General features: G+C 35.6%; 13 protein-coding genes. 7 read left to right on the top strand and 6 right to left on the bottom strand.

Annotation, left to right across the window (positions count from 1 at the left end; genetic code table 11):
* Positions 1-109: 109 nt before the first annotated feature.
* Positions 110-1,105, bottom strand: a complete 996-nt coding sequence (gene gapA, locus ArsFIN_RS09395; RefSeq protein ID WP_026821958.1) for a glyceraldehyde-3-phosphate dehydrogenase — start codon at positions 1,103-1,105, stop codon at positions 110-112.
* Positions 1,106-1,441: 336 nt separating this feature from the next.
* Here gapA and msrB point away from each other — a divergent pair, with 336 nt between their 5' ends.
* Together msrB and ArsFIN_RS09385 are read left to right on the top strand one after the other, a co-directional pair.
* Positions 1,442-1,855, top strand: a complete 414-nt coding sequence (msrB, locus tag ArsFIN_RS09390) for a peptide-methionine (R)-S-oxide reductase MsrB (protein WP_026821959.1) — start codon at positions 1,442-1,444, stop codon at positions 1,853-1,855.
* A gap of 57 nt (positions 1,856-1,912) precedes the next feature.
* A complete protein-coding gene (locus tag ArsFIN_RS09385) occupies positions 1,913-2,167 on the top strand; it encodes a YeaC family protein (protein WP_026821960.1) in 255 nt (84 codons plus the stop codon).
* 29 nt (positions 2,168-2,196) lie between these two features.
* Here the strand turns inward: ArsFIN_RS09385 and pncA are convergent, their stop codons facing one another.
* The 3 genes from pncA to sppA all read right to left on the bottom strand — a co-directional run bounded on the left by pncA (position 2,197) and on the right by sppA (position 5,945).
* The gene (gene pncA / locus ArsFIN_RS09380; protein WP_026821961.1) at positions 2,197-2,865 is read right to left on the bottom strand and encodes a bifunctional nicotinamidase/pyrazinamidase; all 669 of its coding nucleotides are present in this window, start codon (positions 2,863-2,865) and stop codon (positions 2,197-2,199) included.
* Between the two features lie 21 nt (positions 2,866-2,886).
* Positions 2,887-3,909, bottom strand: coding sequence for an asparaginase (gene ansA, locus ArsFIN_RS09375; RefSeq protein WP_026821962.1), 1,023 nt, complete (start codon positions 3,907-3,909; stop codon positions 2,887-2,889).
* A gap of 155 nt (positions 3,910-4,064) precedes the next feature.
* Complete coding sequence (gene sppA, locus ArsFIN_RS09370; RefSeq protein WP_026821963.1) at positions 4,065-5,945, bottom strand: signal peptide peptidase SppA; 1,881 nt, start codon at positions 5,943-5,945, stop codon at positions 4,065-4,067.
* 249 nt (positions 5,946-6,194) lie between these two features.
* On the opposite strand from sppA, the gene ArsFIN_RS09365 reads away from it, so the two are divergent.
* The 3 genes from ArsFIN_RS09365 to ArsFIN_RS09355 are packed head-to-tail and all read left to right on the top strand — an operon-like array spanning position 6,195 to position 9,749.
* Positions 6,195-6,746 carry an NAD(P)H nitroreductase gene (locus tag ArsFIN_RS09365; RefSeq protein ID WP_026821964.1) on the top strand — a complete coding sequence of 184 codons (552 nt, stop codon included), beginning with the start codon at positions 6,195-6,197 and terminating at the stop codon, positions 6,744-6,746.
* 9 nt (positions 6,747-6,755) lie between these two features.
* Positions 6,756-7,799, top strand: a complete 1,044-nt coding sequence (gene selD, locus ArsFIN_RS09360; protein ID WP_026821965.1) for a selenide, water dikinase SelD — start codon at positions 6,756-6,758, stop codon at positions 7,797-7,799.
* Positions 7,800-7,802: 3 nt separating this feature from the next.
* A complete protein-coding gene (locus ArsFIN_RS09355) occupies positions 7,803-9,749 on the top strand; it encodes a DNA topoisomerase III (protein ID WP_026821966.1) in 1,947 nt (648 codons plus the stop codon).
* A 20-nt stretch (positions 9,750-9,769) separates the two neighbouring features.
* On the opposite strand, the gene xthA is transcribed toward ArsFIN_RS09355, so the two are convergent.
* A complete protein-coding gene (gene xthA / locus ArsFIN_RS09350) occupies positions 9,770-10,579 on the bottom strand; it encodes an exodeoxyribonuclease III (protein ID WP_026821967.1) in 810 nt (269 codons plus the stop codon).
* Between the two features lie 498 nt (positions 10,580-11,077).
* Here xthA and ArsFIN_RS09345 point away from each other — a divergent pair, with 498 nt between their 5' ends.
* Complete coding sequence (locus ArsFIN_RS09345) at positions 11,078-11,911, top strand: helix-turn-helix domain-containing protein (RefSeq protein WP_338023346.1); 834 nt, start codon at positions 11,078-11,080, stop codon at positions 11,909-11,911.
* A 390-nt stretch (positions 11,912-12,301) separates the two neighbouring features.
* Here ArsFIN_RS09345 and purU read toward each other — a convergent pair whose 3' ends face one another.
* Positions 12,302-13,147, bottom strand: coding sequence for a formyltetrahydrofolate deformylase (gene purU, locus ArsFIN_RS09340; protein ID WP_034249266.1), 846 nt, complete (start codon positions 13,145-13,147; stop codon positions 12,302-12,304).
* Positions 13,148-13,853: 706 nt separating this feature from the next.
* Here purU and rssB point away from each other — a divergent pair.
* Positions 13,854-14,870, top strand: a complete 1,017-nt coding sequence (rssB, locus tag ArsFIN_RS09335) for a two-component system response regulator RssB (RefSeq protein WP_026821970.1) — start codon at positions 13,854-13,856, stop codon at positions 14,868-14,870.
* The last annotated feature ends 89 nt before the right edge of the window (positions 14,871-14,959 follow it).

Raw genomic sequence — 14,959 nt, 5'->3', positions numbered from 1 at the left:
TTTGTCTTTTTATGATTGCAAACTAGCCAGTTTAAAAATACCGTTGGATTATATGTCAGAATGAAAAAAGCCGCCATTAATGACGGCTTGCAGTGGGAAATTACGCTAATTATTTAGCAATATGCGCAATTAGATCTAAAACTTTATTTGAATAACCGGTTTCATTATCGTACCAGGCGACTAATTTTACAAAACTATCATTTAAGGCAATACCCGCTTTGGCATCAAAAATGGATGTTAATTTGTCGCCATTAAAGTCAGTGGAAACAACGTCATCTTCGGTGTAACCAAGAATGCCTTTTAATTCACCATTTGCAGCATGTTGGATTGCCTGGCAAATTTCTTTATAAGTGGCAGGGTTATTTAAACGAACAGTTAGATCGACAACTGAAACATTCGGTGTTGGAACACGGAACGCCATACCCGTTAATTTGCCATTGAGTTCAGGAATGACTTTACCAACAGCTTTAGCTGCACCGGTTGATGAAGGAATGATGTTTTGTGAAGCACCACGTCCACCACGCCAATCCTTAGCTGAAGGTCCGTCAACGGTTTTTTGAGTTGCGGTCGTTGCATGAACAGTTGTCATCAGACCTTCAATGATACCAAATTTGTCATTAATAACTTTCGCTAACGGGGCTAAGCAATTAGTAGTACAAGAGGCATTAGAAACAATATCTTGACCACTATAGGTGTTATGATTAACACCCATAACAAACATTGGGGTTTCATCTTTAGATGGACCGGTTAAAACGACTTTTTTTGCTCCCGCTGCAATATGTTTGCGTGCTGTTTCATCAGTTAAGAAAATACCTGTTGCTTCGGCAACGACATCAACACCAACTTCATTCCATTTCAAGTTAGCAGGGTCTTTTTCTGCTGTACAGCGAATAGTTTTACCGTTAACCACTAGGTGACCATCCTTAACTTCGACAGTACCGTTGAAACGACCATGTGTTGAGTCATATTTCAGCATATAGGCCATATAATTGGCATCTAATAAATCATTGATTGCCACGATTTCGATATCTTTACGCTCTTGTGCAGCACGAAAAACAATACGGCCAATACGACCGAAACCATTAATACCTACTTTGATAGTCATAGTATTTCCACCAGCTATATTTTAATTTAAAAGAATTCAATATTGTTTCTAACGTTACCAAAACCTTGCCATCCGTCAAGCGGAATCGTGTCAATTACCATAAAAATTGACATATAAAGCACCTTTTGTATGTTTAGCAAACAAGCTTAAGGTGAATGTTTTGATTCACTATTATCGGTCTGGATAGGGAGATTTTAAGTGAATATTAATAATATATGTGAATTATATCACAAATCACATCAGAAAGGGCCTTTTTGCTAGGATAAAAGGTTTAAATTTACCTTTTCTCAACCGATAAATATAATTATGTTTACTAATGATAAGGAAAGCTTTCTTATGACAGAAAAAGAACATAAACCCATTAAGTCGAATAAACTTAATGAAATGCAACATCATGTCACTCAAGAAGCCGGAACCGAGCCGCCTTTTTCAGGTAAATTATTGCATAATCAACGAGAAGGTATTTATTACTGTCTATGTTGCCAGGCGCCGCTTTTTTTATCGCAAACAAAATTTGATACGGGTTGTGGCTGGCCAAGCTTTTACCAACCGATAGATGATCAAGCCGTCACCTATATTGATGATTTTTCTCATGGTATGCAACGGATCGAAGTACGTTGCCGTCACTGTAATGCGCATTTAGGCCATGTTTTTGCCGATGGCCCACAACCGACTGGGCAACGTTATTGCATTAATTCAGTCGCATTAAGTTTTACTGATCAACAATCTGGTGAGGTAACTGAGGGTTAAGTAAGACTCATTGGATGCAATTAACGATAAATCCAAAACAAAAATAAGGAATGAAATATGGAGCTTAATGAACTGGTTGATTTAATGACAGTTGAGATTTATCAACGATTGCTAAGCGCCGTTGAATTGGGTAAATGGCCAGATGGTGTTGCGTTAACCCCAGAGCAAAAAGAAAATAGTCTGCAGGCTGTTATGCTTTGGCAGGCAAGGCATAATCATAATGCGCAGCATATGACAGTAGGTACGGATGGGAAAATTATTATGAAAACAAAAAATGAATTAAAGAAATTATTTGATAGTCAACAACACTAACTAAAATTGACTAAATGTTAATAGATTAATCACTTTTGGCGAAAATCATTAGCACGGTCAAAAAAATGAATGGGCAAATCAGAAGATGTTATTAGTTTGGCACCCGCTAATGCCATTTCTTGTAATGCGTTATGGCTGTCTTCTGGATCGAGGTTAACTCCCCGACAACCATCTTGAATAACCGTTACTTGATAACCTAATTGCAATGCATCAAGGACGGTAAATTTTACGCAGTAATCTGTTGCTAAGCCCATAATATATAAATGTTTGATTTGATTTTGTGTGAGCCAATAATCTAACTGGGTTGCATGCTGATGGTCATTGTCAAAAAAAGCACTATAACTATCAATTATGGCATTAACACCTTTTTGAAAAATAGCTTGGATTGCTGACTGATTGAGTGCTGGATGAAATTCCGCTCCTTTCTGATGTTGCACACAATGAACTGGCCACCAAATTTGGCGTAAACCATTAAGTTTACCCTCGGTGCCTACCTTAGTTGCTGAGTTGACGGCAAAGCTTAAATGATCAGCAGGATGCCAGTCTTGGCTGGCGATAATAGCAATATCGTGTTGCTGGCAATAGGTGATAACTTCATTGGCTGTATTAATAACACTTTCACTGTCTAATACTGCTAAGGCGCCCCCATTACAAAAGTCATTTTGCAGATCGACCAGTAATAATGCGCTATCACTCATCATGTTATCCTTAAAAATTGCTTAAAAATTGTCGTTATAACTTAATTCACCGCGCAAATTTTTTTGCATCAGTGTACGAATATCATCTACTGATAAAGATTGACTGAGTAAATAATGAAGTTTGGTAAGTGTTGCCTCAAAAGTCATATCATAACCGCTAATAACACCCACTTTGGCTAATGCGTGCCCGGTTGCATACCCATTCATGTTAACTCGCCCAGATAGGCATTGTGTTAGATTAACGACGATAATATCTTGTTGACAAGCTTTTTCAAGGCATTTTAACAACGCGGTTTGTGAAGGCGCATTACCAACCCCGTAAGAACGGAGAATAAGGGCTTTGGTTGGTTGCAATAAGATATTTTCAATACATTGTACTGAAATGCCAGGATAAATGGTAACAACACCAATGGCTTGAGGGGTAATTTTATGGCTACTAAAATTACCATCGTTTTTTGGCAATGGACAGCTTTGTAAACAACGGATATGAATACCCGCATCAATCAACGGTGGACAATTAGGTGAAGTAAAGGCATTAAAACCATCAGCATGTGATTTAACGGTACGGTTACCCCTAAATAATTTGTTATTAAAAAACAGCGTCACTTCATTGATAGGGTAATTTGCCGCCAAGTACAAGGAATTAAGAAGATTGGTTTGTCCATCGGATCTTAACGCTTCCAGAGGTATTTGTGACCCTGTCACGATAATGGGTTTGCTTAGGTTGTCAAACATAAATGAGAGTGCAGAGGCAGTAAATGCCATGGTATCAGTACCATGTAGAATAACAAAACCATCATAGTTCTCATAATTATCCCTAATATCATCAGCAATGCATTGCCAATCTAGTGGCGTCATATTAGCGGAATCTATTAAAGGATTATGTTCTCGGATAGTGAAATGTGGCATTTCAGCCCGATGAAATTCTAGCATGTTAGTGAGTTGTTTTTGCAGGTGTCCAGAAGCTGGCACATATCCATGTAGGGAATACTTCATGCCAATGGTGCCGCCTGTGTAAACAACATAGATGGATTTTTTTTCCATTCTTGCTACCTAAGGATATGAATAAGTGGTAATAAATAAATTTAAAGAATTATAAAGTAGTTAATTAATAAAATCTGTGGCATGTTAAATATTAATATAAAAATAAAGCGCCCATATACGGGGCGCTAGCGTTGTAACAATGTAATACCTTTTTATTAATAAATCTCACCACAATTCAAACAAAATGCGTAGCGATTTTGTGGATCATTCATATGGCGGTAAAATTGAATTTGTTGCTGAAGGTGATTAGCCGTTTTTTGCGGAAGTAACAATTGTAGCGTATCGGGCATCATTGCTTCAGCGTTTGAAGTTAATTCAAGTATTAATTGATCAATCAAAGAACGTTCAGGCTGCATCCAGTCAAGTGAAGGGGCGGTAATTTTAGCTAATTCAGCCGCTTTATTTACGGCATCGTCAAAATCACCCAGTTTATCAATCAGGCCATTTTGTAGCGCATCTGAACCTACCCATACTCTACCTTGAGCAATTTTGTCTATCTCTGCTGGTGTCTTATGGCGCGCCTGTGCAACATATTTTAGGAAGGTATGATAGCCATTTTCAATAATGATTTGCATCATGTCAGAAAATTGTTTATTAATCCCTTTAGTCGCTGAGATATCCGCTAATGGCGTGGTGGAGACACCATCAGTATAAACACCAATTGTATCTAAGCTTTTTTCAAAGGTATTTATCACACCAAAAATACCAATTGAGCCAGTCAAGGTTGTTGGACTGGCAAAAATATAATTGGCTGGTGTCGAAATCCAATAGCCACCTGAGGCGGCCATTCCTCCCATCGAAACCACAATAGGTTTATTAGCGTCACGGGCAGCAACCAGTTCATTACGTATCGCTTCTGAAGCGGTAACACTGCCACCAGGACTATTCACACGTAAAACAATCGCTTTGATATCTGGATTAAGTCTTGCTTTACGTATTTGCGCCACGGTTGTTTCGCTGCCCACCATGCCCGGCTCTTGCGGTCCATCAATAATAGCGCCTTGGGCAATTATCACAGCAATATTGCTAGGTTGGTCATCAGATTGTTTTTGTTGCATTAGTTGACTTTGCTGTGGTTGTTCATTGGCATAATCATAGATACTAATGTAATTAAAATGTTGCTCTTTATCATTCCAACCAAATTTTTTGCTTAATTCTTTCTCCATCACTGCGCCGGTAAAAATATGATCAATAAGTTTTTGTTTAATTGCATATTGCGCACTGTCACCATTGACGCTTTTCATTTCTTCGATCAATTTATCGGCACCTGGGAAAATATTTCCTGCTGTTGTTTGTCGGTTCTGCGCAATGGTTGATAGATAATGTTGCCATAGTGAACCGATCCAGACTTTATCTGCTTCACGTGCTTCAGCTGACATATTATCGCGAATAAATGGCTCTACCGCTGATTTATAGGTACCAATGCGGAAGATATGACTATTGACTTTTAGGTTATCTAGTAGCGTTTTGTAATAGAGTTTATTGGTTGAAAAACCGTAAATTCCGACATTACCTTGTTGTGACATATAGATATTATTGGCAAAACTGGCTAAATAATATTGCGATTGATTATAGCCATTACCCACCGCGTAAATGGGTTTTCCCGCCTGTTTAAACTCGGTCAATGCCTTACCAATATATTGTAAGGATGGCTGATCAGATCCAATCAGATTATCCAGTTGTAAAACGATACCGGTAATTTTGTCATCATAAGTTGCCCGGCGAATAATATTCACAATATCAAATAAGGAGTTTTCTTGCATGCGGTTGCTTGATGAGCCTAATAATTCGCGGCTCATTTTGCCAAGGGGGTTAGGGATAGAGACTTGATCTACAATCACTCCTTGTAGGTCAATAAGTAGCGCTCCATGATATTGGCTAGTCGATTTTTTTTCACTTTTATAGGCAAAATAGCTGCTTGCTGCAATAAAAATCAAAAAAAGACAGATAAAACTGGTAATAAATCGTCTGATAAAATTAAGTAATCGCCAACTAAATTTAAAAAAGGCTGCGATTAAATTCCATGGGTTTCGCATGTGATCTCCAATTATATGATTAACATATTTATCTTAAAAGTAGATAAGATAATTGTCAGCCATAACTCATAGAATAATTAAAATATTATTTTATTGCTATTCAAGCTGATTGAAAATGTTACCTTACTATACTAATGCTGATGATAATATTCTATTTTTGAGAAACATACTTATAAAACCGTCATTTCTACGCTATTTGTAGCTATTTAATGAGTGGCAATGAAAGTTAATATCAACAAGGAGGAGTCTATGGATGCTTTAACGCTATTATTAACCCGTCGTTCCATGAGCCATCTGACAACACCAGCACCTGAAGGTCAATCACTGGATAATATTTTGGCGGCCGGAATGCGAGCACCTGATCATGGTGCGTTACGGCCTTGGCATTTTGTGGTTATCCAAAATGAAGGGCTGTATAAGTTTGGCCAGTTACTGGAAAAAGCGGCAATTAACGCTAATTTGGGAAAAGGAGTGGAAGAAAAAGCGAAAAAAGCACCTTTGCGCGCCCCTTTAATCATTGCTGTCATTGCCAAAATTGTCGTCGATGCAAAAATTCCCGCTTGGGAGCAGGTTGTTACTGCGGGTTGTTGTGTTCATGCTATGCAGATGGCCGCCGTTGCTCAAGGATTTGATGGTATCTGGCGTACCGGCTCTTGGACGACGGATCCGGTTGTCAGATCAGGTTTAGCATGTCAAGAACATGATAAAATTGTTGGCTTTCTCTATTTAGGAACGCCAAAATTCAACCTTCCTATAAAAGGAACTGCGCAAGATATAAAGGATTTTGTGACTTATTATTAAGGAAAAAATATGCCATCAGAAATCAAATTAACCCAATTCAGTCATGGAGCCGGTTGTGGTTGTAAAATCGCTCCAAATATATTGGAGACCATTTTATATAGTGAACGTAAAAAATTTAATGATCCCCATTTGCTGGTGGGCAATGAGACCAATGATGCTGCTGCTGTTTATGATCTTGGCAATGGCGTAGGGATTATCAGTACAACGGATTTTTTTATGCCAATAGTCGATAAGCCCATTGATTTTGGGCGTATTGCTGCTACTAATGCAATTAGTGATATTTACGCGATGGGTGGTAAACCCATTATGGCGATTGCGATATTAGGTTGGCCGATTAATAAAATTCCCGCAGAGATCGCACAGCAAGTGATTGAAGGGGGGCGAATGATTTGTCAGGATGCCGGTATATCACTTGCTGGAGGTCATTCAATTGATGCGCCAGAGCCTATATTTGGCCTCGCTGTGACAGGTGTTATTAATACCGCTAAAGTAAAAAAAAATAGTACTGCTTTAGCAGGTAGTCAATTATTTTTAACTAAACCGTTAGGAATTGGGATTCATACAACAGCAGAAAAGAAAAAATTATTATTACCTGAACATCAAGGGTTAGCAACTGAGATTATGTGTCAATTAAATAGATCAGGCGCAGAGTTGGCAAATATTGAGGGTGTTACTGCCATGACGGATGTAACAGGTTTTGGTCTGCTAGGTCATTTAATGGAAATTTGCCGGGCGGCTGATTTACAGGCGACGGTGGCTTTTTCACAAATCGCTAAGTTACCGCATATTGAAAGTTATATTGAACAAGGGTGTGTACCAGGTGGAACCCTACGTAATTTTGCTAGTTATGGCCATCATTTAGGCCAGATAACACCATTACAGCGCGATGTGTTATGTGATCCACAGACATCAGGAGGATTATTAATGGCTGTTTTACCAACAGCAATTACTGAAGTTAAACAAATTGCTTGGCAAAATAATTTATCGTTTAGTGCGATTGGACAACTAGAAAAAGCTAAATCGGGCAGAGCGATGATTGAGGTAGTTGAATAAGTTATGCGCCGTCTATTTATTGCAGAAAAGCCCAGTTTGGCGCGTGCTATTGCTGATGTTTTGCCAAAGCCACATAAACGACAAGACGGCTTTATTGTGTGTGGGGATTCGCAATATGTGACTTGGTGCATTGGTCATCTATTAGAGCAAGCTGAACCTGAAGCTTATGATCCCCGTTTCGCACGTTGGTCATTAACTGATTTGCCGATCATACCTGAAAAATGGCAATTAAAGCCTCGAGGCGCGGTTATAAAGCAACTTAATACGATTAAAACACTATTGGCTCAGGCTGATGAGATTGTGCATGCGGGCGATCCTGATCGAGAGGGACAATTGCTGGTGGATGAAGTATTAGATTTTTTAGCTTTGCCTAATGATAAAAAACAGACTGTTCAGCGTTGTTTAATTAGCGATCTCAATCCGCAAGCGGTGCTTAAAGCCATCGGACGGTTAAGAAATAATCGTGATTTTATTCCCCTTTGTGTATCTGCATTAGCTCGAGCCAGAGCAGATTGGTTGTATGGCATAAATATGACGCGGGCTTATACTTTGCTTGGGCAGCAAGGGGGTTATCAAGGGGTATTATCCGTAGGCCGAGTTCAAACGCCAGTATTAGGATTAGTCGTTAGGAGAGATGAAGATATTGAACATTTTGTTGCCAAAAATTTTTTTGAAGTAAAAGCACATATAATTACCCCAAATGAAGAACGTTTTACCGCTATCTGGCAACCGAGTGAGGCGTGTATTGATTATCAGGATGAAGAAGGACGTCTTATTCATCGCCCTTTAGCCGAGCATGTAGCGACAAGGATTACTCATCAACCGGCTTTGGTTGTTGTATATCAAAATAAACAAGAAGCAGAAATTGCCCCCTTGCCTTATTCATTATCGGCGCTACAAATTGAAGCAGCCAAAAAATATGGCTTAAGTACCAAGGAAGTGCTTGATATTTGCCAACAATTATATGAAAAACATAAAGTGATTACTTATCCTCGTTCCGATTGTCGTTACTTACCACAAGAGCACTTTGCTGGTCGTCATGGGGTATTAAAGGCGATTGCTGTTCATCAGCCCAGCCTGACAAAATTTGAGCTGACTGAATTAGATAAGCAAAATCGCTGCTGGGATGATAAAAAAGTTGATGCACATCATGCCATTATTCCAACCGCCCGCGCAACAGCAGTACAGCTTAACCAAAATGAAAGCAGAATTTATGCCTTGGTTGCTAGTCAATATATTATCCAATTTATGGCCATCGCAAAATTTCATAAGCGAGTTATTGAACTGGAGATCGCAGGTGGAAAATTTATTGCTAAAGCTCGCTTTTTAGTCGAGCCTGGTTGGCGAGCAATTTTGAGTACCAAGGAACGGGATGCTGATAATGATGGTATGCCACTACCAGAAGTAAAGGTAAAAGATGAACTATTTTGTGAACAGGGTGAGGTAATAGAAAAGCAAACCCAGCCACCAAAACCTTTTACTGATGCCACTTTGTTGGCTGCTATGACAGGGATTGCCCGTTTTGTACAAGATAAAGCGCTGAAAAAGGTATTAAGAGCAACGGATGGTTTAGGTACAGAAGCAACTCGAGCGGGTATTATTGATCTATTATTTAAACGAAAATTTTTAGTTAAAAAAGGCCGTTATATCCATGCTGCGCCAGCAGGGATAGCCTTATTTAAGGTTCTGCCAGCGGTGGCAGTATTACCTGATATGACTGCTCATTGGGAGTCTAAATTAACCCAAATAAGTGAAAAACAGTTTCGATATCAGGATTTTATGTCACCATTAGCTGAGACACTGAAAATGTTAATTCAACAAGCAAAACAACAAACCGATTTAACGATATTTCGTAACTTATCGGTTATCGAAGATAAAACTGAGAAAAAATTATCAGAAAAAAAGAAGAGAAATCGTCAAAAAGTGAAATCAAATGATAACTTAAAATAGTGTTATCATTTGATCTTAACTTAATTTAACTCAAATTTTGCCCAAATGGGGGCATGATCTGAAGGTTTTTCCATACTTCGGATGTCATAGTCAATGCCTGTTTCACCACAGCAGGCAAACAATGAACTTGATGCTAAAATCAAATCAATACGCAAACCGCGGTTATCAACAAAACCCTTTGAACGGTAATCAAACCAAGAAAATTGATCAGTAATTTCTGGATTTTGTTGACGATAAGTATCGATTAATCCCCAGGATTTTAATTTATCCATCCATTCGCGTTCTTCAGGTAAAAAAGAGCATTTGCCCGCACTTAACCAACGTTTTCTATTAATTTCGCCAATGCCAATATCATGATCCGTTGGGCTAATATTCATATCTCCCATAATAATAATATGGGATTGGGGTGAAAGATTACTTTGTAGATAAAGTTGCAAGTCTTGGTAAAATTTTGCTTTTGCTGCAAATTTTGTTGGATGATCACGGCATTCACCTTGTGGAAAATAACCGTTTATTATGGTAATTATTCCTTGTTCTGTCTCAATATCGGCCATAATAATACGTCGCTGGGCATCAATATCGTCGCCAGGAAATCCTTTTTGAATAGTGATTGGTTTTTGTTTGCAAAATAGTGCGACACCATAATGTGCTTTTTGTCCATGATAGCAGATATGATAGCCTAATTGATTAAGTTGCTCTAAAGGGAATGCGTTATCATCAACTTTGGTCTCCTGTAAGCCAATAACATCAGGTTGGTGTTTTTCGATGATAGCTTCAAGTTGGTGGATGCGCGCTCTTAGGCTATTAATGTTAAATGAGACAAATTTCATTCTAATCGGTTACCTAATTTAAATATATTTATCTAAATATTTTATCAGATTGAATATATAAATGTAACCCATTATATAAAACATTTTCTTTTATTTATTAATGAGTTATTTTTTATATTTATATTATCTAGTGTAATTGACAATTAAAAAAATTAAAAAAAATATATATTTTTAAAAAAATAATTAATTTTATTCAAATTAATAAACTATAATTAAAAATGCACTATATGAAAATTTGTTTTTTGTCCGGAAATAATAGTCAGATGTAATGATGTCGTTTGCTAAAAATCAATTTATGAAATTAATTATCGAGGTTTAATTATTTTCTTTAAATTATTTGCCTAAGTGCTTTTATCTTAACGAGCTGTAAAAAGGTATTCTTTTGAATTTCTGGGTCAGCGATAAATTATTAAATAGAATTTTAAATTATTTCTATTTGATATTTAAGATTGAAGTGGAGTAATCATTATGTTTTTCTCAAGAAAATTAGAAGCTTTTATGGCGGTTGTAGAACAAGGTTCATTATGTAAAGCGGCAAGAATATTGAACCGCACGGCACCGCCTGTAGCAAAATCAATTAAAGACTTTGAAGCTGTATTAGGTAAGACATTGTTTAAAAGAAAAAAATCCGGCATGACTTTAACAAAAGAGGGGCAAGAGCTTTATAATGATTTAAAAAATTTATATTTGCAGGAAAAAGAAATTACTAAAAGATATGTTAGTAATGAGTTTCGTAATATAGTTAATATTTATTATGATTGGGGTAAAGATCATCACTTGATAAAACTTTATCAAACAGCGGGTATTAATAAAATACCCATAAATGTTTTAAAATTTGATTATGATAAAGTAAATGAAATATCAGATTATGATGGCAATATTTTAATTTTAAGTTCAGAAAAAATTGTAAGTGAACGTTTTATTTTGTTAAAAAAATCACAAAAAGAAGCCATTGGTATTTGTTGTCGTAAACAACTTTACGAACACGCCGAAAAAAATCTATTAAAGTTATTGAATCAATTTCCTTGGCTATGTGATCCTGTTTTATATAAGAGTCAATTTATTCGAGATATAGAATCAAAAGCGACGCTAGGGACAAATAGAATCAATATTAGGTGGATGGAAAATAGTGGTTTTTGTGATGGATTAATACAAAATGGTGACTATATCGGTTTAACCGATAAATTGCCTGAAACCTGCCAACTAACACCTGACATTATTTTTTTACCGCTAGACGAGCTCAGCATGACAAATAGTTGTTATTTTTATAAATCTAAGGCCCACGGTAGTATTTTGAATCGGTTTATTGATGCGATTGAAAAAATAAATTAATCAATAGGTGAAATATTTGCTTGGCTAAAATTTTTCTTGACCAAATGTTAGTAACAGCAAGGTTTGTAGCATGCAAGTTTATAACCATAAATAGATAGCGCATTGACTTTAACTATCTTGATAATCTAACTATTTGATATCTAAATTATTATTTAGATGTTTTATCCTGACCATTTGTGCTTTAGGTAAATTTTGAATGCAATAAAGGTATCCATTTTTTAAATATAGTTAATAATAAATAATCATTTATCATAAAAAATAATTAAATAAATTATTTAATGGAATATGAAATTTAATAAAATAATTATGATGGTGTAAAGGTAATATTATGTGCTTTGTATAATAGTTACCTTTAAAAAATAAGTCAGTTTTTATTAAATAGAGGATAAATTAAAGAATAATAGTGCGATTGCCATGAACAAAAACACGTTGTGCCAATACCCAATATAAAGCGTGACTTAAGACATTTTTTTCAACGTCTCTACCTGCTCGCATCATATCCTCGGCAGTGTAACTATGATCAACGTTAATCACATTTTGGGTGATAATTGGGCCTTCATCGAGATCATTATTGACAAAATGAGCCGTTGCACCAATGATCTTGACCCCACGTTGATAAGCTTGATGATAAGGTTTTGCACCGATAAAAGCGGGTAAAAAAGAGTGATGGATATTGATAATTTTATTGGGATAATGTTGAACAAAATCAGGAGTAAGTACGCGCATATATTTCGCTAAAACCACATAATCAGGGTTATAGTGATCAATTTGCTGTTTTAATAAATGATCATGTTGTTCACGCGTTAAATTTTCATGGCTAATGCAGTGAAAAGGGATATGAAATTGTTCAACGAGTGATCTTAGTGTCTCGTGGTTACCAATTACTGCGGCAATTTCAACATCAAGACCACCATAGACGCTTTTCATTAATAGATCACCTAAACAGTGTGCTTCTTTGGTTACCATAATAACTATATGTCTTTGATTTGAAATACTTAATTCCCGTTTAGACCCTGTTGGTAAAGCATCGTCGAGATCGGCTAATAATGTATTATCGTTAAAAATACCTTCAAGTTCAGTGCGCATAAAAAAACAGTTCGTATGGTGATCAACAAATTCATTATTTTGAATAATATTTAATTGATGTTTATAACAAATATTTGTGATTTTAGCGATTAAGCCTTTTGCGTCAGGGCAGATAGTACGAAGAATTTTTTTTTGAGAGTTCTGGTGCATGAATAGTATTTTCCTTAAAAATTTTTTGTTACAAATATCGCAAAATAGCAAACTTTAATCTTAATACGATAAAATGTGGTAATTTTGACGCTTTTGGACCAGTTATGGCAATGTTTTTTTCAAAATTTCATTAAATTTATTTAAAAAAAGGGTTTGTATTATCGTTACTCACATTTTTATCATTTCGGATATTGATTAATTAAGAGCAAACAGGCGCTATAATAGATAATTATCAGTTATTTATGATTATTTAATCTGAAAACTTTAACAAAGATTCATTTTTATCTTTATATTCACTTTTAATTGAGTAAATAATGTTACTTACCAGTGACTAAATTATCCTCAATGCTTTTGATAATTCATCTATTTTTTTTGCTGATATGAATTTCTGATATTGATAATAAAGTAATAAATAATTTTTTAGTTGCCAGAAACAGGATGAAAAAACATAAGATAATTTTGATTTACAATAGAGATTATTTTCATTAAAGAAAAAAGGAACAAAATTAAGAAAGTAATTTCTAATTATAATAACTGTATAAAAGTAACCAATTGATTCCAATAAGTGAAAAAATAATTATATATTTCAATACAAAAAAATATATAACTTTAAGTGTAAATCCGTAAAATATTTGTTCTATCATAAGTACTATTTTCTAAAAAGATAATATCGTCAATGGCATTTTATGTAATGTAAGGCTGGCATATGAAAGGGAAGAAAATATTAATTGTAGAAGATGAGGTGGTTTTTCGTTCCGTACTGAGAAATTACCTTAAATCATTTGATGTGATTACTTATACAGCCAGTAATGGGCAGGAGGCGTTAGATATTATTAATGCTGTTGAGCATCTTGATTTGATTTTATGTGATTTAAGTATGCCTGTGATGAGTGGTGAGACTTTAATGCAGAAACTGGTAGAAATGAAGTGTGAAATTCCAGTTATTGTTATTTCAGGAACAAATAGAATCAGTGATTTGGATAGAATGCTTCGACTCGGTGTAAAAGATGCGTTATTAAAACCAATTGTTGATTTTGATGACGTTAAAGAAACGATCACTCGTAATTTGTATCCAGATATTGTAGAAACAACTACCCGTTTATCTGCTGAGCTTTCTCATATTCAGCAAATGATACAGCACGAAAAACATGATATTTTGCCAGTTTTACTTGAGCTGCAGCCAAAAGTAAATCAAACATTGGCAAATTATAAAATTAATTATCGGCAACTAAAAGATATTAATAAAATTGGATTATTATTTGATTTAGCAGAACTTTCTGATAAACAGATAGGTTTTTATTGCCTTGATATTGAGTATTCTTCGGGCGATGGAGTTATGGCTGCATTATTACTTAGAGTTGCATTTAATGAATTATTGCAAACCTATCTTAATAGCCAAGCAAACAGATTATTTAATATTAGTGAAATGCTTGGGCAAATAAATACTTTATTAAAGGATTTAGGTATTAAAGGACAATTCCCACTTTTATTAGGTTATTTTCATACAGAAAGCAAAACAATTGTGTTGGCTTCGGCAGGACTTAATGTAAAATTAAAAACAGAGAATAAAGAAGTTAAATTATCATCAAGTACATCATTAGGTAGTTTACAACCAATGACTTATCAACAAATAATGGAAAAGGGCACAGATTGGCAATGTAAAATATGGAATCATAGACATCGAATGACCTTAATGTTTAACTCATTGGTAGAAATATTATAATTAGTTACTTTTCACTGGATTGTTAACCTAGGCCAATTTTCTCTAGTTAGCTATTTATTTGGTACATTTTACTGCTATACTCGCCACAT

The organism is Arsenophonus nasoniae (genome assembly GCF_004768525.1).
In the GTDB taxonomy this organism is placed as follows: Bacteria; Pseudomonadota; Gammaproteobacteria; order Enterobacterales; family Enterobacteriaceae; genus Arsenophonus; species Arsenophonus nasoniae.
The sequence above is the reverse complement of the archived record's forward strand: the minus strand, read 5'-3'. Positions and strand labels throughout refer to the sequence as shown.

Coding starts and splice junctions, on each gene's coding strand:
- gapA (WP_026821958.1), bottom strand. CDS start 1,105: ATGACTATCAAAGTAGGTATTAATGGTTTCGGTCGTATTGGCCGTATT.
- msrB (WP_026821959.1), top strand. CDS start 1,442: ATGACAGAAAAAGAACATAAACCCATTAAGTCGAATAAACTTAATGAA.
- ArsFIN_RS09385 (WP_026821960.1), top strand. CDS start 1,913: ATGGAGCTTAATGAACTGGTTGATTTAATGACAGTTGAGATTTATCAA.
- pncA (WP_026821961.1), bottom strand. CDS start 2,865: ATGAGTGATAGCGCATTATTACTGGTCGATCTGCAAAATGACTTTTGT.
- ansA (WP_026821962.1), bottom strand. CDS start 3,909: ATGGAAAAAAAATCCATCTATGTTGTTTACACAGGCGGCACCATTGGC.
- sppA (WP_026821963.1), bottom strand. CDS start 5,945: ATGCGAAACCCATGGAATTTAATCGCAGCCTTTTTTAAATTTAGTTGG.
- ArsFIN_RS09365 (WP_026821964.1), top strand. CDS start 6,195: ATGGATGCTTTAACGCTATTATTAACCCGTCGTTCCATGAGCCATCTG.
- selD (WP_026821965.1), top strand. CDS start 6,756: ATGCCATCAGAAATCAAATTAACCCAATTCAGTCATGGAGCCGGTTGT.
- ArsFIN_RS09355 (WP_026821966.1), top strand. CDS start 7,803: ATGCGCCGTCTATTTATTGCAGAAAAGCCCAGTTTGGCGCGTGCTATT.
- xthA (WP_026821967.1), bottom strand. CDS start 10,579: ATGAAATTTGTCTCATTTAACATTAATAGCCTAAGAGCGCGCATCCAC.
- ArsFIN_RS09345 (WP_338023346.1), top strand. CDS start 11,078: ATGGCGGTTGTAGAACAAGGTTCATTATGTAAAGCGGCAAGAATATTG.
- purU (WP_034249266.1), bottom strand. CDS start 13,147: ATGCACCAGAACTCTCAAAAAAAAATTCTTCGTACTATCTGCCCTGAC.
- rssB (WP_026821970.1), top strand. CDS start 13,854: ATGAAAGGGAAGAAAATATTAATTGTAGAAGATGAGGTGGTTTTTCGT.